The sequence below is a fragment of the Erwinia sp. HDF1-3R genome (assembly GCF_039621855.1).
Taxonomy (GTDB): Bacteria; Pseudomonadota; Gammaproteobacteria; order Enterobacterales; family Enterobacteriaceae; genus Erwinia.
In genome coordinates, this window is the sequence record NZ_CP155071.1 from 1,221,037 (window position 1) to 1,240,579 (window position 19,543).

Sequence of the window (19,543 nt, forward strand, 5' to 3'; positions counted from 1 at the left end):
TGTCTTTTCAACCTTTTTTACCTTCAGTCGGTGTCTGGTTATCCGCCAGCGTCGTTTTCCCGCAGGCCACATTTCCGGCAAATATCAGCGAATCGCGCTTTTTGGTTTCCGGATCAAGACGAATTTCGCACTGCGTCATGGAAGGGTGTTCAATACGGATGACCGGCTCCTTTTCATGAAGCTCCAGTGTAAACATGCCGTCAGACTCGGTGACGGTGCGCCCGGCGTGGTTAATCACGCTGGCTCCCCCCAGGGGGCGGCCCTGGTTGTCCACCAGGCGTCCCATTATGGTGAGAGTTTTCATGACGCGGACTTCATGGCTGCTGACGCCGCCGCGTACAAGGTGATAATCCAGATACTGCGGCGAGGCTTTCAGGGCAGGAGCCTCTTTGCCGGGGAAAGCAATCTGCACCGTACCCGGTTTCCAGGCCGGAACCGGGATAAAGTTTCGCCCTGGCTTCAGTGGTGTGGCGCCCGATTCGTGGTAAGCGACTAACTCTGCGCTGGCATCATCAGATGCCACATCCACAATCATGCCGCCGCCCTGATGTTGCTGCGCGTCATGACCGAGCGACCCCTTCCCCTGTCCTATTGCTAACGTGCTGCCGAGGTTAACCCCCCCGCTTAGCAGGCCACCGGCGCTGGAGCGCTGGCCCCAGAAGCTGCCGCTGGCCAGCGGGGCGTCAAACTGGTTATAACTGCTCAGTCCTGCACCGTAGCGGTCAGCGGTAGCCGTCACACTGCTCTGCTTTATGATGCTGTTTTCCCACTCCTGATTCAGGGTGGCAGAGGCATACGCATCATGACCGCCCCGGGCATCCATACGGCTGCCAATGCTGACGCTGACGCTGCGTCTCTGAGTGCCGGGAGAGAAACTGACGCTCAGCGCCACGCCACGGTTGCGCGTATTGCTGTTATCACGGTAGGGCCGATCAAACGCGTCAAGCCGTAAGTTAACCGGCGTGCCGCCAATGCTCAGGCGCGTGCTGTATCCGGCATCAACGCCGATACCGTTATTACTGCTGCGGTGAGTCAGGCGGGTATTCACACTCCGTTCACTGTCAAGGCGATAGCTGGCAAACAACGACGAGTTCTGTGCAGTGAGCGGACGCGAATAATTAGTCCGGCGTCCCGGTGCGTCTTCCGGCATATACCAGCTGCGACTGTGGTTGAGTGCCACGCTGCCTTTTTCGTGTGTCCACATTGCCTGCGAATCAAAGCCATATCCGGTGACGCTGCTGTGCCACAGGCTGCTGTACAGCTTCACCTGCTGACTGGCCTGCCAGTCCAGTGAGGCACCGGCCTGTGTCTCTTTGCCCACGTTCAGAACGGCGGCACCGCCCGTCAGACGGGGCCGTATCAGGTAATTCAGGCTGGCACCTGCCGCTATTTTGCCCTGTGGCTCGCTGCGCGCGTTGTTCGCTAAAACGGTCTGCTGACCGGCAAACAGGTTGTAACGCAGTCGCTGGTCAGGGTTACGCCATCCTGCCGGTTTGTTGACGGTTTCATTACTGCGGCCGGTCTCCCGACCATCTTCCAGGACACGCACTTCAACATCGTAAATTCCTTCGGGTAACGGCGTAGTATCCAGCGCCTGTAAACCCGGCTGCACCGGCTGTGAATTAATCAGCACACCATTACGGTAGATTTCGGCAACACCTTCGCGGTTTGCCGTAACCCAGACCGGGTAGAGTGCGGGCGTGCTGCCTTTTTTCATTAGGGTATCGCTGCTGCCCGTCATCACTCCCGCCAGCGTGGTTATCCCGCTGCCGCGCGAATAGGGCTGACGCAGTACGCCCTGACTGTCAGGAGAAAACAGTCCGCCACGATAAAAGGTGTGCTGGCTTTCGCGCAGCAGATAGAGTGAGGTCAGCGCGTGGCGGGTTTCGGCTTTCCCGCCCTGACTGCGTTCCAGCTGATACTGACCAATGACGCTCCAGTTACCGACGGCGGCTTCAAGCCCGCCTAACCAGCTTACTGCAGTGGATTGTTTTTGTGCTGAAGAGAGATTTAGCTGGTGAGATAACATCAAGCCGGTGCTGCTTTTTTCGGGTAACGCATGCCATAACTGCTGTCGTGCGCTCTGCCGATGGGCTGCTGTGACCAGCGTTAACTGCGCACTGGCGAGGTTGTAGTCTGCCGCTAGTAGGCCCGCCGGACACTGGCGGTTACACTGCCCCAGCGCCACTGGCCGATACATGGCTTTCAGCCAGCGCTGACGCTCGGCTTCATTCCATTCACTGCTGCTGACATCGGTAAAATTAATGAGCTGCACGCGCTCATCTTCACTAAGCACGATGCTCGCATCGCCCAGCAGTTTGCCATCCAGCATCACGCGCGCAGAGAGCGGGACGTTAAAAAAATACGCGCGAAAATCCTCCGGCATCGCCGCCGCCTGTTTGGCAAGTGACAGTGAACGTGGTGACTGCGCGGCAGTCGCCTGCATTGCTACCGTAATGCCCAGCAACAGCGTAAAGCCAGTGATGAAACGGGAAAAATCCACGATAAAGGTCCAGGGCAGGGTTAAAAAGGAGAAAGTTTCCTTTCTCCTTAGCCAGTGTTAAAAGTTCTTCAGTCCATATGACAGGTTAACCGTGGACGTTTATGGTTTACGCTGGCACGCTGTCGAACATCATGGTGATAGTGCCGTTGTACTCCCCGGCCTCAGGACGCGTTTTGTCGCTAAATGGCGCAGTCTGTGATACCTGCATTACACGGGTTTTCTCACTGGCGGCATCAGTGTTTGACAAAACCTCAACAGCGTTAGTAGCACCGGTACTCAGGGTCTTATCGAAAATTTTGACGGTCAGCGGGATAGGGTTAGCATTAGTTGAGGACGTCAGCACCGCGTCATCCTGCAGATAGGCCTTAATGCCTCCCGCCGCATTTTTCATTTTCAAATTTTTTGAGAAGGGGCGTAAGGAAAGATTAGCTTCGCTCCAGGCCATTCTCTGCGTGGTGACTTCCCAACCCGTGCCCAGAACATAAAAACTGTTATCCGGGATTGAAGCTTCCACGCTAAACTGTATCTGTGATGCCTGTGCCGCAAAGGATGAAGCCATCATAATCGCCGCGGCGCTGATGATTTTTACTGACATAATAATTCTCCAGAGAGTGGTTGATTAAAGAGGTTTACCTGACGTCAGGGATTTATTCTGCATCCCCTCATGCAGGACGTACTGCCATACTTTTCCGGTAGTAACCGGTTTTTCAAGCTTCATGCCCGGACGTAACTGATGAGTGGTCACGTTAGTGCAATTTTTTAAATTTTTATCGCACTCTTTCAGCGACTGAATAACAATACTGGCGTTACCGTTGTTGCTGATTTTCAGGGTGCGGCTGTCTTCGGTTATTCTGGTGTTAAATCGTGCAGAGGACGGCAACACCGTCACAATGGTGCCGAATCCGGTCAGTACAGTGACCCCGGCACTGATTTCATCCTGATATTTTTTCGCGTCGTCTTTGCTCAGACCAAACTCCTGTGCGTCCTGCGGAATAACCGGGATATAGCGCACACGATAATAGCGTTCGTTGTCACGACTGCCGGTAAAAACTAAGCGGTTAGTCTGCATCCCTTTCGCAGGAATAATTAATCGCGCGGGACTTGAGATTAAACCGGTGCCTGTGCCTTTAATCAGAGCGCTTGTATCGAGTCTATTTTCGGTATAACCCCGGTCAGTAAAAATCATCTCATCCACGCTTACGCGCACAAAGGCGGTGGCATCACCGGTGTTGTTAATTCTTTTCGCCAGGGTGCTTTTCTCTGGCTGAATATATTCGTTTAATTCCCCGACGTTTATCGCAGGTCCCGCCATCGCGGGCATCGAAGTCAGTGTAATAACTGTAAAAAAAATAGTTTTCAGCATTTAAATCTCATAATGTTCACCAGACATCCCGTGTAGTGCCGGGAATCAAGGAAAGCCTTTACTCTATGAGGCTGCATACTTTCACAGCAGGTATCATCATAGGGTGCGGGTGCCATCCTCTTTCTCAACCCATGACGGTATAAGGTGGCTGGCAGATCCGCTGTCATTTTTAACAGATACAAAGGGCTGCCGTGCGTCAGCCGGATAAATGATTCGGCTGCCAACGATCGCGATTCCAGCGGAAACGTTGGTGCAGTAAAAGCATGTCATAAACAAACAAGGTACCGCTAATTTTCTTAATCATAAAAAAAGACATATTAATCTCTCGCTCAGCATTGAAATGCGTGCCTCTTATTATTGCTGTTTAAAATATTTTAATTGTGCTGTAAATGAATACCTGCGTGCTGCCAGGCGACAGTTTCCCGGACCACCACGTACATAATTTACTGGCAAATAGTAAAAACCTGACATCCATTGCCAGGAGATACTACCGTACGAACCAATATCACTCATCTTAAAATATCTCTGTTTTTATGAAAATAAATAAATCCTTTACTATCAGTGAGTTGTAGGAATTTATCTGAAAAAAAACGTGATCCAGGTTTTTATATATTCCTGTTAAAAATAATTAATCTACCCGCTTCATCATCGTATATAAATTCCTGACAGGTGTGGGTGTGGGATTAATTTTTCGGTTTGACGGTATGTCTAATAGTCTTTTTTTTGAGCGAATGAACTCACAGTTCCGCATATAGATGAAAATGACACGAGGTTTTTACTGCAGGAATGACAGAAAGAGGTCAACGTGAGGAGGCTGGAATATGGCGGTGCATCTGTCATATGGTCAGATGCACAACCTTCTATAACCTTTACCAAAAAATATTAATTTTTATGCCAGAAGCTAACTCGCCTCTTCGCAGATAAACAGTGGCGCGGTTTTCGAGTAGAACAGCCATGCTTTATCACCCACAGGCTTTATTTTCCATAACAGATGTTCGCCTTTGGTACTGAAAAAAAGGGGGAACCACTGATTTTCCACTTCAGGGGAGAGGGTCATATAAGGTGAGTTCGATATCAAATCAGAACGTAATAGATAGATGTTTTTACTTTTTTTATAAGAAAAGCGGATGCTTTTACTGATGTAACCTGCCTTTTTTTCACCATGATGCACGACACCAGACATTGAAATCGTACCTTTGCCATTAATGAGTGTATGGAAAGAGACGACATCCACGCGATCGTTACCCTTTAAAAACGTGATTTCTGCTTTGCAGGAAATACCTTTTTCCTTATGGTTTTTGAAAATAAAGATAAATATCATGGTAAAAGCAATCAATGAAGAAAGCATTAACAATTTTTTTTTCATTCTTTATGTTTCTTAATGTAATAAATGGAGTGGCAATTGGCGTGCTGCGTTGAATACAGGGGGTTCTGACAGGCAAAAACAGATACTCTGCCGGAATTTTTGTAGGCTGTCATATAAAGGTGGTTTTTATCTTCGCAATTAATGTTCAGTTTTTCAGCAAGTTTTAATACCCGTTCGCGTGTCATGGCACTATCGCTGTTCAGCCAAATCTGACATCCCTTATAGTCTAACGGTTCGGGGTAGAATAAATCACCAATTTCATTATGAGACTGAAAAACGGGAAAAAATATCACAATCATTAATAATAATGCACCAGCTGTGGCATAAAAAAAATATATATATTTTCTTTCTGCACGCTTATGGTTTTCGTGATGGCCAGACTGCTCAACAAAAGTATGGGGGATATCAGGCTGTGGAAGGGGTTTTTCTTCTATTATCTCATGCTTTCTGTCTTCCTGTTCCCCGGAAAAAGAGTCAGGATTTACATTAACTTCTCTGGTAATTTCTATCGAAGATGAGAGTAGAAACCCGCGTCGGGGTATAGTACGAATAATATCTGCTCTAAGGCCTGTTTTACTAAAAGTCCGTCGAAGACTAGAGATATTCTGATACAACGAAGTAGACGTAGGTTCCATACCAAAACGACGCCAGGCAAAATCATATAGCTGCTGATGAGTAACGAGTTCTCCAGCGTTATCAATGAGTAGTTCAAGGCATAAGGCTGCGGATACGCTCAGCCCGGAAAATTCATCTCCCCAGGAAATTCTCCTTTTTTCAGGTTCAAAAGAAATTTTATTGTTTATCTTTATAATCCGACTCAAAATGTCCTCCATAACTAAAGGTGAAATAAACCTCAGGATAATCTGTATTAAGATTGAAATGTAGTTGTCAATCAAGATAACCATTACAAGATGTTAGAATGAACATTTTGAATGGAAAATATCGGGTTCTTTTGCATTACGGGGTTGTCTGATATCTTGTCGTTTTGGTGATGTTTTCTGGCCATGTATCTGATCCGAGGACTTAAAGGGGGCTAAATTGAGGAGGTCCACTCGATAGTGAGCACCTCTGGTGACCATGATATCGAATGCCCTTAAGAAAGAAGCGCAATGCAGCGGCGGTGTCCAGCCGGTCAGTCACCAGGAAATCAATGGTCTGAACTGCAGTATCGGCGAAATGCCTTATCCAGCAAGAGTATCAGGCGGGTAATCCAGCGATGGAGCGGGGAGTAGTCAACATGGGTGCCGGGCTTCAGCCATCCTCTCTTTCCAGATTGCGTAAGCCAGACACCCCGGACACACTGAGCAATAACATCAGTAAGGTAATGCAGGTGGCTGGAGGTTTTCCAGATTAGAGACTCAGGCAGGCAACATCACGAATAAAACATCATCTTACGCGCCCACGCCTCAATACACCATAACCTCTTTAGCTGCATTGCCCAGAAATAACGGATGCAGCCGTATTTCCCGGGCAGATATCGTTTTTCTGGTTCAGTAGGCCCGGTTTGAAAACTGTTCCTTGCGAGCATCCAGCAGCATACATACATAAAAGAAGAATGCCGAGTGAACTGCACATCCTGACTGCTCTAAACATGTTCATCCTCAGATTTTATTTCGTGCAATAAACACGTGCTTCACGAGGTGTGTAGATACCGAAAGTAATGACGTTGAGAAATCCGTTCATGAATGTGAGCTGCGTTTCAGTGCGCGAAACTTTATCTGCGCCGCCGCAAACAGTGGCCGCATCAATAGTTTTTGACTGTGCCAGTCCAGAAATGAAGAAATGATGTGTTTCTACTTTAGCTGGCCGATCGGTATCGTTCTTTCTCATATCAAATGACTGCTTTGCACATCCGCTCAGCATAATGATAAGGCCCAACATAATAAACGTTTTCATAGTTTCCCCGGAAGTTTAAATTAAGAATAAATTATTTCATTAAATGTCACCCGGTGTTTAAACTGATCCTAAACTCTCTTAAGTACTGGCGTTACTTTACATTTGATTACATTTATATGCTGATATTACTCAGCAATAATGGATGCGCCACCAGGTGAGTATAATTTTAATGATAGGTAGCTCAGAGGACGAAAGCAGCACCAGCCAGCCTCTTCTGGCCTTCATTATCCCCGTCAGTTACTTCACTAATGTACGTTTTAGTTTCATCAGCCTTAAGACCTCTGTTGAGTTAACAAACCGACGGCTTATCCTCCGCTCATCATAACCCTTAAGGATATTTTATTTATCAAAACAGGTTTCTGGATTTATATATCCATTAACTTTATCCACTGTTAGTGTGTGGGTTTTCATTTAGCGCGACTGGAGAAAAACATTACCTGGAAAATCCCAGCCGGGCAAAATGCCATTATCGAGTGGAGGGTAATCATCTCGTGATTAATGGTCTTGGTTTGTGACAGAATCAAATGCTGCCTGTTCATGTGAAAAAATGAAATGGCGCTTTACACCGAAGAGGCTGGAAAGGTGGTATACAATGACTGGTATTTAATCACGTTATTGTGATTATCCACCGCGAACGCGAAAAGGGAGCCTGCGGTAACAGGCTCCCTTTTCGGGACGATAACTTTCTGATGTAGGCTGATGTGAGGGTCAACATCAACAGGTACTACTCCCGCTAAACGCCCGTCAGTTTTCTTACTTCTGACCCGCGTGCTTTGAATAATTGGTGCCCGGACTCGGAATCGAACCAAGGACACGGGGATTTTCAATCCCCTGCTCTACCGACTGAGCTATCCGGGCAACGGGGCGCATTAAACCCTTTTGGAGGAAAACCGTCAATGGCTTTATTGTGGAATTTGAACCGATTGCACTCTTTTCCATCAATGCGGGCGGTAAACGACACTTTTCTGTGCACTACGGCGAAATTTTGACAGGCTACCTGCCCGAACCCCCGAACCCCCGAACCCCCGAACCCCCGAACCCCCGAACCCCCGAACCCCCGAACCCCCGAACCCCCGAACCCCCGAACCCCCGAACCCCCGAACCCTGTGGCCTCTGGAGATAAGCGCCTTAGCTCATTAAACTCACCTGGGCGGCGACAATGCGCCATCCGCAGGGGAGTTTGACCCAGGTCTGCTGCTGGCGGCCCACCCGGTCGCTGCTGTCACGGGTAAATTCCGTGCTGCATACCGCGAAGTCTTCGCCAAAGGTGGTAATAACCGTATTGCGCAGCTGGCGATCCAGCCCGGCGGCAGGGCGCGAGGCGCGGAAGGCCCGGATCGCGTCTATGCCATACAGATTTTCTCCGGCACCCAGCCTCACGGTGCGGCCGTCGTGCCAGAACAGCTCGTCGAGCACCACCGTATCGTTGCTGATTAGCGCCTCTTCATAGCGGTAAAAGGCGGCGGTGACCTCCGCCAGAATCACCGGGCGGTCGATATATTCGCTCTTCATAGAGTGGCTCCCATTGTTGCTGGCAGTGCGGTGGTGATGCCCATCTGCTCCAGCGCCCAGGCGGCGCGCAGGCAGGCGTCTTCTTTAAAGGGGGCGGCAATAAGCTGTACGCCAATCGGCAGGCCTTCCGGCGTGCGCAGCGGCACCGTGGTCACCGGCAGCCCGAGAAAGGAGATGGGCTGGGTGAGCATGCCCATACTGGCGCGAATGGGCAGGTCGGTATCGTTAATGCGCAGGGTTTCCTGACCAATCAGCGTGGCGCTGTCCGGCGTGGCCGGGGCGATAAGCACGTCAAACTGCTCAAACAGCGGCAGCGTCTGCTGTTGAAAGCGGCGGCGGAAGCGCTGTGCCTGCACGTACCAGGCGGCGGGGATCATCGCCCCGGCCAGCAGCCGCTCGCGCGAAAGGGGCTCGAAGCGTTCGGGTTGGCTGCGCAGCGCGGGCAGGTAGAGATTACCCCCTTCGGAGGCGGTAATCAGAAAGGCTGCATTACGTGCCAGTTCAGCGTCCGGCAGGGTAACGTTATCCTGCGCGTTAAGCGCCCGGGCGACGGTGGCGACGGCGGTACGCGCGTTTTCGCTGCACCAGGTGTGAAAGTAGCCATCGAGTATTCCCACGCGCAGCCCATCAGCGCCGCGTTCCAGCTGGTTAAAGACCGGATGCAGGGCTTTTTCGGCCTGAAATCCGTCCTGCGGATCGCGGCCCTGGAGGGCATCATATACCCAGGCCAGATCCTCCGTGCTGCGGGCAAAGGGACCAATATGGTCAAGGCTGGCAACAAATGGCTGGCTGCCGCTGCGGGAGAGGCGGCCAAAGGTGGGCTTCAGGCCGAAAATGCCGCACAGCGAGGCGGGCACGCGGATCGAGCCGTTGGTATCGCTGCCCAGTGAGAAGTTAACCAGCCCGGCGGCGACTGCCGCTGCCGATCCGCCCGAGGAGCCACCGGCGATACGCCGCAGATCGTGCGGATTTTTCGTGGCGCCGTAGTGGCTGTTCTCAGTGGTGAAACCATAGGCATAGGCGTCCATATTCAGCATGCCGGAGAGCAGCGCACCCGCGTCAGCCAGCCTGCGCACCGCCCAGGCATCCTCTGTGGCCGCCGGGCGATCGCTAAACAGGCTGGCTCCCGCCAGGGTGGTCTGCCCGGCCACGTCAAACAGGTTTTTTACCGCATAGGGTATCGCTGCGAGCGGCGGGAGGGGCAGGCCGGATTTTCGCCGGGCGTCAAGCCTGTCGGCCTCGCCGAGCATGCGATCGCGGGTGATATGCGTCCAGGCGTTAAGGGTCGGATTGTGCCGCTCAATATCAGCCAGAGTCTGCCGGGCAATATCGCGGGCGCTCAGTTCGCCACGGGTTAGCGCCGCCCGCACGGCGGCAATGGATAAGGTCACGCTCATGCTTTATACACCCCCGCCACGTCCAGACGCTCATCGAGCGGTAAGGCCATCAGCGGCTGCGCCATGGTGGCTATACGCGTAAACTGCACCCGCAGCGCGTCGCGGCGTGCATCGTCCAGCGTCACGCCCAACACCTGCTCCATCTGTTCCAGCCACACTGCCCAGTCAGGCTCGTTACTCATGATGTTCTCCTGTTAAAAACCGGCTGCGCTGCCGTCGCTGCGGGGATCGCAGGCACCTTCCAGCATGCCGTTGGTATGCCGGACGATGGCACCTGCATGGCCGACGGCCTCGCTGAAGTCAGGGAGCTTTTCGACCTCATGACCCAGCGCCCGCAGGGTATCGAAAGTTGCCTGGCAAAAGCGGCCCTCCAGCTTCAGGGAGTCCGATGCCTGGCCCCAGGTGCGTCCCAGCAGCCAGCGCGGGGCGCTAACGGCCTGCTGGAGCGGCATGCCCTGTAATACATGGCGGGTAAAGATAGCCGCCTGCGTCTGTGGCTGGCCGTCACCGCCCATTGATCCGTATACCAACGTGCGGCCATCATTCAGGCGCGCGGCTGCGGGGTTAAGGGTATGAAAAGGCTGCTTGCCCGGGGCCAGCGCCAGCAGATGCTGTGGATCGAGGCTGAAAGCCGCGCCGCGGTTCTGCCAGGTAATGCCGGTGCCGGGTAGCACCACGCCGCTGCCAAATTCGTGATAGATGCTCTGAATAAAGGAGACGGCCAGGCCGCTGCTGTCCATTACCCCCATCCACACCGTATCGCCCGGGCCTTTACCTTCTCCCCATGGCGCAGCGCAGCGATCGTCAATGCTGTCTGCCAGCCCGTCCAGGACGTCGCCGTCCAGCAGCGCCTGCATCTCTTCCTGCATATGCAGCGGATCGGTGATGTAGCGGTCACGCAGGCCAAACGCCAGCTTGGTGGCCTCGACAATGCGGTGAACGGTCTGCGCCTCATTCGCAGCGGGCATATTCAGCCGATCGGTGATGCCCAAAATAGCCAGCGAAACCAGCCCCTGGGTGGGGGGCGTCATATTGAAAATGTCGCCGGACTGATGGCGGAGACGCAGCGGGGCGCGCCGCTTCGCCCGATGATTATTCAGGTCTTCCAGGGTGATCGGCATGCCCAGGCGGGACATCTCTCCCGCCATATGGTTTGCCAGCGTGCCGCGATAGAAGCTCTCCAGCCCCTGTTCGGTCAGTATGCTGAGGGTGTTCGCCAGCGCCGGTTGAGTAAAGCGGCTGCCCGCTTCAGGCACCTCGCCATCGGGCAGAAAGGTGGCGGCAAAACCGGGCTGATCGGCCAGCTCATGATATTTAGACCGGGTGGCATCGGCCTGAGAACCTGTTACCGGAATGCCGTCTGCGGCATAGCGAATAGCATCGGCCAGCAGGCGGGAGAGGGGCAGGGCTGCGCCGCCCATCCCGGCAGAGACGTTTAGCGCCTCGGCCCAGCCGCTGACGGTGCCGGCCACGGTCAGCGCCGCCCTGGGTCCGCGGTGCGGGATAGCCTGCGCCGGTTCATAAAAGGCCAGGCTGGCGAGGGATCCGGCCGCGCCGCTGGCATCAATGGCAATCGGGTCGCCCTTTGGCGGCACGATCAGCCAGAAGCCATCGCCCCCCAGTCCGTTCATATGCGGATAGACCACCGCAATGGTGGCCGCAGCCGCGACCATCGCTTCAATGGCGTTGCCGCCATCGCGCAATACGGCCAGCGCACTTTCGCTGGCGAGGTGGTGAGGGGCGACGGCCATGCCGAGCGGGGCGATATGACTCTGAATCATTTCAGTCTCTTTTTATCGGGTACATAAGTGAAGTAAAGCAAGAGATGTTCCAGGTTGCCGTCGGTAATGTTTCGCTGCCGACAAATTTTTCTCCTCAAGGGCGATAATATTTGGTTATGCTGGGAAAAATGAAACGAAAGTTACAAGGTAAGCGATGAAACAGCTTGATGAGCGCCTGAAAAGTCACTATCCCCAGCTCTCCCCGCAGGAGCAGCGGGTCGCGGATTTCGTTTTCGATCATTTCGACGATCTGATCGGCTATAACAGCGCAGAGCTGGCGCGGCTCAGCGGCGTCTCAAAGGCGACCGTCAGCCGCCTGTTTAAGCGGCTGGGCTACGAGAAATACAAGGATATGCGTGACGAGCTGCGTACTCTGCGCCAGAGCGGTATGCCCCTGACCGACAACCGCGATGCGGTTCAGGGCAACACGCTGCTCTCGCGGCACTACAAGCAGGAAATGGCCAATCTGACGCAGTGGGTTAGCGCGATTGATCCCGGGCAGTTTGGCGAGGTGGTGCAGCAGCTCGCCCGCTGTAAACGCATATTTATCATTGGGATGCGCAACGCTTATCCGGTCGCGCTGCACTTTCGTCAGCAGCTCCAGCAGGCCAGAGGCGGTGTGATGGTACTGCCGCAGCCGGGACAAACGCTGGCAGAGGAGCTGGTGGAGATGACGCCGGATGATACGGTGGTGGTGCTGGCGTTTCGCCGACGTCCGCGCATTATCAAACCCCTGCTGCTTGCGTTACAGGGCCGCGATATTCCCACGCTGGTCATCTGCGAGCCGCAGGCACAGGCGGTTATCGCGCTGGCCCGCTGGCAGCTGTGCACCCCGCTGGACAGCGTCTCCGCCTTTGACAGCTATGCTTCGGCAAACAGCCTGATCAACCTGCTTGCCAATGCGCTGCTGCATGAATCACTCAGCGAAGGACGGCAGCGGATCCATCATATTGCCGATCTCTACGGGCAGCTTGACGAGCTGGAGTGGCGCTAGTGGGGCACTGTTTTGGTGCTCTGCCTCTTTATGGGGCGCTTCCCCGCATCACTCTTTATCTCCCTGAGCTGCGACGAGTGCGCTAAAGAAATGCCTCTCACGGCTGTAACCCGGTCATAACCTCTTAAATTTCGAATAAATCGCGCTTTTCTGCTACTTACGCTCCGCGCTCTTCTGGCGGAACAGTAGCGAAAAGTAATTATCTGTCGCCTCCGATGATGGCACATTAGTTGCAAATAAATTCTTTAAGAATCTTTCGTTTCATGTTTTATTAACCGGGGTAGATAAGAATGAAGAGAGCATTTTTGGCAGTGTTGGGCGCAGCTTTGATGTTGACTCAGGTCACCCAGGCAAGGGCGGATCGGCTACAGGATATTGAAAAAAGAGGCGTTATACGCATTGCCGTGCCGCAGGACTTCCCGCCGTTCGGCTCGGTAGGGACTGACCTTCAGCCGCAGGGTTACGACATTGATATGGCCACGTACCTGGCGAAGCAGATGAAACTTAAGTTGCAGCTGGTGCCTGTCTCCAGTGCCAACCGCGTGCCTTACCTGCAAACCGATAAGGTCGATCTGGTGATCTCCAGCCTGGGGAAAAATCCGGAGCGGGAAAAGGTTATCGCGTTTAGCCGCGCCTATGCGCCATTTTTCCTCGGCGTGTTTGGTCCAAAAGAGGATGACCTTAAGAGCGCGGCCGGGCTGGCCGGTAAATCCATCGGCGTGACGCGCGGGGCGGTTGAGGACATGGTGCTGAGCGATATCGCGCCGAAGAACGCGCAGCTGAAGCGGTATGAGGACAATAACACCACGCTCTCTGCTTACCTGTCGGGCCAGGTGCAATACGTGGCGACCGGCAACCTGGTGGTCGCCGCCATCACGCGTCAAAACCCCGGTAAAGCGCCGGTCACCAAATTTATGCTGAAGGACTCGCCGTGCTTTATCGGTATGCGTAAGGACGAACCCGCCCTGAAGGCGAAGGTGGATGCGCTTATCGCCCAGGCGCTGGCGGACAAAACGCTCAACGGCCTGTCGCAGCAGTGGCTGAAAGCACCGCTTCCGGCCGATTTCGGCGCCTGAGGGAGCAATGATGGGACAACTTAATTTCCCTGCGCTGTGGCCCTTCTGGCCGGAACTGCTGGCCGGACTTTGGGTTACCGTCCAGCTGACGGTGCTGGCCACCGTGGGCGGGGTGGGGCTGGGGATCCTGGGCGCCGCGCTGCGTAGCGGCAGGCCCACGCTGCTCAGCCGCCTGTGGGGCGGCTACGTGGAGCTGATCCGCAACACGCCGTTTGTGGTTCAGCTGTTCTTTATTGTTTTTGGCCTGCCGAATCTGGGGTTGAAAATGACCGCGGGCGAGGCGGCGCTGCTGGCGATGCTGATTAACCTCGGGGCCTACAGCACGGAAATTATTCGCGCCGGGATCCAGGTCACCCCGCAGGGGCAGTGGGAAGCCGGGCGCGTGCTCGGGCTAAGCCGCAGCCAGACGTTTCTTCGGGTGGTGCTGCCGCCCGCGCTACAGCGCATTTATCCGGCGCTGGTCAGCCAGTGCATTATCGTGATGCTGGGGTCGTCGGTGGTATCGCAGGTTTCGTATGAGGAACTGACCTTTGCCGCCAGCTTGATCCAGTCGCGGACCTTTTTAAGTTTTGAGGTCTATCTGGTGACCACGCTGATTTATCTTGCGCTGTCGGTGGCGATGCGGCAGCTGCTGCTGGCCGCCGGGCGTAAATGGCTGAGAGGAGCGCAGAGATGACCACTTTTACCGACTGGGACATTGTTCGCAATCTGCTGCTGGCCGCACGCTGGACCCTGCTGCTGTCGCTGACCGCCTTTTTCGGCGGCACGGTGGTGGCGCTGCCGCTGGTACTGGTTCGCCTCAGTCGCCGACGCTGGCCGACGCGGCTGGTGCGCTGTTACAGCGAACTTTTTCAGGGGACGCCGCTGCTGATGCAGCTGTTTCTGGCCTTTTTCGGCGTGGCGCTGTTTGGCATTGACGTCTCGCCCTGGACCGCCGCCTCGCTGGCGCTGACGCTCTATACCAGCGCCTTTCTGGTGGATATCTGGCACGGGAGCATCAGCGCGCTGCCGAAAGGGCAGTGGGAAGCCTCACGCTGCCTGGGACTGAATACCGGGCAGACGCTCTGGCGGGTGGTGCTGCCGCAGGCGCTGCGCATCGGCATTGCCCCCACCGTGGGCTTTGCCGTACAGGTGGTGAAAGGCACCGCGCTGGCGTCGATTATCGGCTTTGTCGAACTGACCAAAGCCGGCACCATCCTGAATAACGTGACCTATCAACCTTTTAAAGTGTTCGGGCTGGTGGCGCTGGGCTACTTCCTGATGTGTTATCCGCTGTCCCGCTACAGCCAGTATCTGGAGAAGAAATTCAATGCCGCTCATCACCATTAATCAGGTACAGAAATACTACGGTGATAACCACGTCCTTAAGGGTGTGGATCTCGACGTCGATATGGGCGAAGTGATCTCGATTATTGGCCGCAGCGGCTCCGGCAAAAGCACCCTGCTGCGCTGTATGAATGGCCTTGAAGCCTATCAGGAGGGCAGCATTAAGCTGGGCGGTATGACCATCACCCACCGCGACTCGCAGGCGCGCGAGATCAGCCGATCGATCGGCATGGTTTTCCAGAACTTCAATCTGTTCCCGCACATGACCGCGCTGGAAAACGTCATGCTGGCGCCGCGCCGCGTGCTGAAAAAGAGCGAAGCCGCGTGTCGCACGCTGGCGGCGCAGATGCTGGAAAAGGTCGGGCTCGGCGACCGGATGAACTACTACCCGGCAAACCTCTCTGGTGGACAGCAGCAGCGGGTGGCGATTGCGCGTGCGCTGGCGATGTCGCCAAAGGTGCTGCTGTGCGACGAAATCACCTCTGCGCTCGATCCCGAGCTGGTCGGCGAGGTGTTAAAGGTGCTTGAGCAGCTGGCCCGCGAGGGCATGACCCTGATTCTGGTCACTCACGAAATGAACTTCGCCCGGGAAGTGGGCGATCGCGTGGTGTTTATGCATCAGGGCCGCGTCTGGGAGCAGGGAGACAGCAGGACGGTATTTGCCAACCCGCAGACCCAGGAACTGAAACAGTTTATCTCGTCCGTGCGCGGCCTCGGCCAGGCGCAGGGCGACTGACAAAGGAGAGAACAGATGGAATTAAGCCACTACCCGCAGATTAACCCGCCCCCGCGCCTGCTGATGGGCCCCGGCCCGATCAATGCCGACCCCCGCGTGCTGCGCGCGATGTCCAGCCAGCTGCTCGGCCAGTATGACCCGGCGATGACCCATTACATGAACGAGGTGATGGCGCTGTATCGCGGCGTGTTTCGCACCGAAAACCGCTGGACGCTGCTGATTGACGGTACTTCCCGCGCCGGGATCGAGGCGATTTTACTGTCGTCGATCCGCCCCGGCGACAAAGTGCTGGTGCCGGTATTCGGTCGCTTTGGTCATCTGCTGTGTGAAATTGCCCGCCGCTGCCGCGCGGAGGTGCACACCATCGAGGTGCCCTGGGGCGAGGTCTTTACGCCGGACAGGATCGAGGACGCGATCAAAGCCGTGCGCCCGCGCCTGCTGCTGACCGTGCAGGGCGATACCTCCACGACGATGCTTCAGCCGCTGAACGAGCTGGGTGCCATCTGTAAAAAGTATGGCGTGCTGTTCTACACCGATGCCACCGCGTCGCTGGCCGGTAACGTGCTGGAAACCGATGCCTGGGGGCTGGACGCGGTCTCCGCCGGGATGCAGAAGTGCCTCGGCGGCCCGTCAGGCACCTCGCCTGTCACCCTCAGCCCGCAAATCGAGGCGGCGATCCGCCGGCGTAAATGCGTGGAGCAGGGGATCCGCACCGCCGATCACCAGCAGGGTGAAGAGGAGATGATCTGGTCGAACTATTTCGATCTCGGCATGATCATGGACTACTGGGGACCGGAGCGGCTGAATCACCATACCGAGGCCACCAGCGCGCTGTTCGGCGCACGCGAATGCGCCCGGGTGATTCTGGAAGAGGGGCTGGAAAAGGGGATTGCCCGCCACCAGCTGCACGGCGATGCGCTGCTGAAAGGCATTCAGGGTATGGGGCTGGAGGTCTTTGGCGATCTGCAACATAAGATGAGCAACGTGCTGGGGGTGGTGATTCCAAAGGGGATCAACGGCGACCAGGTGCGCCATCTGATGCTGGAGGATTTTGGCATTGAAATCGGCACCTCGTTTGGCCCGCTGCACGGCAAGGTGTGGCGTATTGGCACCATGGGCTACAACGCGCGCAAAGCGTGCGTGATGACCACCCTGAGCGCGCTGGAGTCGGTGCTGACGCATCTTGGCTACCAAACGACCCAGGGCGCGGCCATGCAGTCGGCGTGGGATCGCTATGCGCAGGAGAACGGCTGATGAGTGATTGCCAGATGAGCGAAGCCAGCGCCACGCTGGCCGCTGCACGGGTGATGGCACGCTGTGACGCACTGGCTGAAATCAGTGAAACGGCAGGCGCCCTGACCCGCGTCTATCTGTCGCCCGAGCATCTGCGCGCCAATGCGCAGGTGGGGGCGTGGATGGCAGCGGCGGGCATGCGCGTCTGGCAGGACAGCGTCGGCAATATCTGCGGTCGCTACGAGGGACAAAGCGCAGACGCGCCTGCGCTGCTGCTGGGGTCGCATCTTGATACCGTGCGTAATGCCGGTCGCTACGACGGCATGCTGGGCGTCCTGACGGCAATAGAAGTTGTGCAGGCGCTGCATCAGCAAAACCAGCGTCTGCCGCTGGCGATTGAGGTGATAGGCTTTGGTGATGAGGAAGGCACGCGGTTTGGCATTACGCTGCTGGGGAGCCGGGGGCTGACCGGCCGCTGGCCGGAGAGCTGGGTTAACCATCCTGATGCTAACGGAGTCACGGTGGCGCAGGCGATGGCTCAGGTCGGCCTGGACGGGGCCGCGGTGCAGAACGCCGCGCGCAGGGCAGAGGATATCGCTGCCTATCTCGAACTGCATATTGAACAGGGGCCATGCCTGGAGCAGGCAGGCCTTGCGCTGGGGGTCGTGACCGCCATCAACGGTGCCCGTCGTCTGAACTGCCGGTTTACCGGCGAGGCGGGCCATGCCGGAACGGTGCCGATGACGCACCGTAAGGATGCGCTGGCCGCCGCCGCCGGATGGATGGTATTTATTGAACAGGCCACGCAAAAACGCCATCCGCAGCTGGTCGCCACCGTCGGTACGCTACAGTGCCAGCCGGGCGCGGTAAACGTTATTCCCGGCGAGGTTCAGCTGACGCTGGACGTACGCGGGCCGGACGATCGGGCGCTGGCCGAGCTGCTGGCGGAATTACTGCACGAGGGTGAATCGATTGCGCTGCGCCGTGGGCTGACCTTCAGCGCCGATGAGTATTATCACATCCCGGCGACGGGCTGCGATGAGAAACTCCAGGCGGCGCTGAGCCTCGCTGTGGATCGGGTTCAGGGTCGCAGCCTGTCGCTGCCCAGCGGCGCGGGCCATGATGCAATCGCCATCGCGGAGCGCTGGCCGGTGGGAATGCTGTTCGTGCGTAACGACCGGGGGATCAGCCACCATCCGGCGGAATCGGTGATGGAAAGTGACGTGGCGCTGGCGCTTCAGGCGTATCAGCAGGCCGTATGCAATTTGGCGCTATCATTAAGTGAGTAACGGGATGGGCAGGTTTAGAGGAATCTTATGACGCTGGAATATTTTAATCAGGCGACGGCTGATGAGGCTAAAAACCAGATTGCACACTGCGTGGCGCTGGAGGCGTGGGCCGCCGCCCTGGTCGCGGCCCGCCCCTTTGCCTCGCTGGACGATTTGCTCAGGGCCGGAAGCGAGCTGGCCCGTCGCTGGGATGAGCAGGCGTTAAGCCTTGCGCTCTCTGCGCATCCGCGCATTGGCGAAAATGCCTCGGGGAATAGCAAAGAGGCGAGGTTGTCCAGAGGTGAGCAGCAGCAGGTCAGCCGCGAGGATAGTGAACTCCGGCAGGCGCTGCGGGCAGGGAACATGGCCTACGAGCAGCGTTTCGCACAGGTATTTTTAATCCGCGCCAGGGGCCGCAGCGGCGAAGAGATCCTGACCGAGCTGCATCGCCGCCTGCTTAATACGCCGCAGCAGGAACGCCAGGAAGCGCTCGATCAGCTGCGGGAAATCACCCTGCTGCGCCTGAAGGAGACGTTTAATGAGCACGATTAGCACGCATGTATTAGACATCGCGCTGGGCAAACCGGCGGCTGGGGTAGCTATTGCGCTGGAACAACAGGAGCAGCGTGGCTGGCGGCCGATCGCTCAGGGCCATACAGATGGTGACGGGCGACTGAAGGCTTTAACCCCGAACCCGCTGCCGCCGGGGCGCTATCGCCTGACGGCAGAGATTGGTGACTACTTCGCAGCCAGCGGGCGCGATGCCCTTTACGTCAGCGCACAGATTGATTTTGTCCTGCCTGAATCGGGCAGTCATTACCATCTGCCATTTCTGATCTCCCCCTGGTCATGGTCCACCTACCGGGGCAGTTAAACCGGCCGTGAATCCACCTCATCCGCCCCGGCTTGCGCATCCCTGCCAATTCCCTCAAATAATGATGGGTGATGCTCAGCTATTACAGATGCAATGACTGGAATGACTGGAATGACTGGAATGACTGGAATATTACTGAAAATAAAAGAGCGGAATTTTTTATAATTCAGACTCGCCTCTCATTTTATGAAATAAATGCTCATTTACTCATCAGTACC

At 55.7% G+C, this 19,543-nt stretch carries 19 protein-coding genes, 1 tRNA gene and 1 pseudogene; 9 read left to right on the forward strand and 12 right to left on the reverse strand.

Annotated features, from left to right (window positions below; genetic code table 11):
* Positions 1 to 7 precede the first annotated feature (7 nt).
* The 12 genes and pseudogenes from AAGR22_RS05420 to AAGR22_RS05475 form a co-directional block, all read right to left on the reverse strand.
* Positions 8 to 2,503, reverse strand: a complete 2,496-nt coding sequence (locus tag AAGR22_RS05420) for a CS1-pili formation C-terminal domain-containing protein (protein WP_345830786.1) — start codon at positions 2,501 to 2,503, stop codon at positions 8 to 10.
* A gap of 106 nt (positions 2,504 to 2,609) precedes the next feature.
* Complete coding sequence (locus AAGR22_RS05425; RefSeq protein WP_345830787.1) at positions 2,610 to 3,098, reverse strand: CS1 type fimbrial major subunit; 489 nt, start codon at positions 3,096 to 3,098, stop codon at positions 2,610 to 2,612.
* A gap of 24 nt (positions 3,099 to 3,122) precedes the next feature.
* Entirely contained in the window at positions 3,123 to 3,866 is a 744-nt protein-coding gene (locus AAGR22_RS05430; protein ID WP_345830788.1) for a hypothetical protein, read from the reverse strand.
* A 901-nt stretch (positions 3,867 to 4,767) separates the two neighbouring features.
* Positions 4,768 to 5,232, reverse strand: a complete 465-nt coding sequence (locus tag AAGR22_RS05435; protein WP_345830790.1) for a hypothetical protein — start codon at positions 5,230 to 5,232, stop codon at positions 4,768 to 4,770.
* Positions 5,229 to 6,053, reverse strand: coding sequence for a winged helix-turn-helix domain-containing protein (locus AAGR22_RS05440; RefSeq protein WP_345830792.1), 825 nt, complete (start codon positions 6,051 to 6,053; stop codon positions 5,229 to 5,231). The genes AAGR22_RS05435 and AAGR22_RS05440 overlap by 4 nt, the downstream gene beginning before the upstream one ends.
* A gap of 256 nt (positions 6,054 to 6,309) precedes the next feature.
* Positions 6,310 to 6,469 (reverse strand): annotated as a pseudogene (locus AAGR22_RS05445) (IS6 family transposase); the annotation flags it as partial.
* A 371-nt stretch (positions 6,470 to 6,840) separates the two neighbouring features.
* A complete protein-coding gene (locus AAGR22_RS05450) occupies positions 6,841 to 7,128 on the reverse strand; it encodes a Bor family protein (RefSeq protein WP_345830793.1) in 288 nt (95 codons plus the stop codon).
* 782 nt (positions 7,129 to 7,910) lie between these two features.
* Positions 7,911 to 7,986, reverse strand: a tRNA-Phe gene (locus tag AAGR22_RS05455).
* Between the two features lie 270 nt (positions 7,987 to 8,256).
* Entirely contained in the window at positions 8,257 to 8,640 is a 384-nt protein-coding gene (hpxZ, locus tag AAGR22_RS05460) for an oxalurate catabolism protein HpxZ (RefSeq protein ID WP_067704831.1), read from the reverse strand.
* Positions 8,637 to 10,037 carry an AtzE family amidohydrolase gene (locus tag AAGR22_RS05465; RefSeq protein ID WP_345830796.1) on the reverse strand — a complete coding sequence of 467 codons (1,401 nt, stop codon included), beginning with the start codon at positions 10,035 to 10,037 and terminating at the stop codon, positions 8,637 to 8,639. The genes hpxZ and AAGR22_RS05465 overlap by 4 nt, the downstream gene beginning before the upstream one ends.
* On the reverse strand, positions 10,034 to 10,222 hold the full coding sequence (hpxX, locus tag AAGR22_RS05470; RefSeq protein ID WP_067704839.1) for an oxalurate catabolism protein HpxX: 189 nt from the start codon (positions 10,220 to 10,222) through the stop codon (positions 10,034 to 10,036). Before hpxX ends, AAGR22_RS05465 begins: the two co-directional genes overlap by 4 nt.
* Positions 10,223 to 10,231: 9 nt before the next feature.
* A complete protein-coding gene (locus tag AAGR22_RS05475) occupies positions 10,232 to 11,818 on the reverse strand; it encodes a gamma-glutamyltransferase (protein ID WP_345830798.1) in 1,587 nt (528 codons plus the stop codon).
* A gap of 154 nt (positions 11,819 to 11,972) precedes the next feature.
* On the opposite strand from AAGR22_RS05475, the gene hpxU reads away from it, so the two are divergent.
* From hpxU to uraH, 9 genes are all read left to right on the forward strand, one after another.
* Positions 11,973 to 12,812, forward strand: coding sequence for a MurR/RpiR family transcriptional regulator HpxU (gene hpxU / locus AAGR22_RS05480; protein WP_345830800.1), 840 nt, complete (start codon positions 11,973 to 11,975; stop codon positions 12,810 to 12,812).
* Between the two features lie 290 nt (positions 12,813 to 13,102).
* Positions 13,103 to 13,888 carry a transporter substrate-binding domain-containing protein gene (locus tag AAGR22_RS05485; RefSeq protein WP_067704848.1) on the forward strand — a complete coding sequence of 262 codons (786 nt, stop codon included), beginning with the start codon at positions 13,103 to 13,105 and terminating at the stop codon, positions 13,886 to 13,888.
* Between the two features lie 7 nt (positions 13,889 to 13,895).
* Positions 13,896 to 14,564, forward strand: coding sequence for an amino acid ABC transporter permease (locus AAGR22_RS05490; RefSeq protein ID WP_345830803.1), 669 nt, complete (start codon positions 13,896 to 13,898; stop codon positions 14,562 to 14,564).
* A complete protein-coding gene (locus AAGR22_RS05495) occupies positions 14,561 to 15,217 on the forward strand; it encodes an amino acid ABC transporter permease (protein ID WP_067704854.1) in 657 nt (218 codons plus the stop codon). Before AAGR22_RS05490 ends, AAGR22_RS05495 begins: the two co-directional genes overlap by 4 nt.
* Positions 15,198 to 15,950 carry an amino acid ABC transporter ATP-binding protein gene (locus AAGR22_RS05500; RefSeq protein ID WP_345830804.1) on the forward strand — a complete coding sequence of 251 codons (753 nt, stop codon included), beginning with the start codon at positions 15,198 to 15,200 and terminating at the stop codon, positions 15,948 to 15,950. Before AAGR22_RS05495 ends, AAGR22_RS05500 begins: the two co-directional genes overlap by 20 nt.
* A gap of 15 nt (positions 15,951 to 15,965) precedes the next feature.
* The gene (locus AAGR22_RS05505; protein ID WP_345830805.1) at positions 15,966 to 17,204 is read left to right on the forward strand and encodes an alanine--glyoxylate aminotransferase family protein; all 1,239 of its coding nucleotides are present in this window, start codon (positions 15,966 to 15,968) and stop codon (positions 17,202 to 17,204) included.
* A complete protein-coding gene (gene hpxK, locus AAGR22_RS05510) occupies positions 17,204 to 18,472 on the forward strand; it encodes an allantoate amidohydrolase (protein WP_345830806.1) in 1,269 nt (422 codons plus the stop codon). The genes AAGR22_RS05505 and hpxK overlap by 1 nt, the downstream gene beginning before the upstream one ends.
* Before the next feature lie 27 nt (positions 18,473 to 18,499).
* Positions 18,500 to 19,003, forward strand: coding sequence for a 2-oxo-4-hydroxy-4-carboxy-5-ureidoimidazoline decarboxylase (gene uraD / locus AAGR22_RS05515; protein ID WP_067704865.1), 504 nt, complete (start codon positions 18,500 to 18,502; stop codon positions 19,001 to 19,003).
* Positions 18,990 to 19,325 carry a hydroxyisourate hydrolase gene (uraH, locus tag AAGR22_RS05520; RefSeq protein WP_345830808.1) on the forward strand — a complete coding sequence of 112 codons (336 nt, stop codon included), beginning with the start codon at positions 18,990 to 18,992 and terminating at the stop codon, positions 19,323 to 19,325. The genes uraD and uraH overlap by 14 nt, the downstream gene beginning before the upstream one ends.
* Positions 19,326 to 19,543 lie beyond the last annotated feature (218 nt).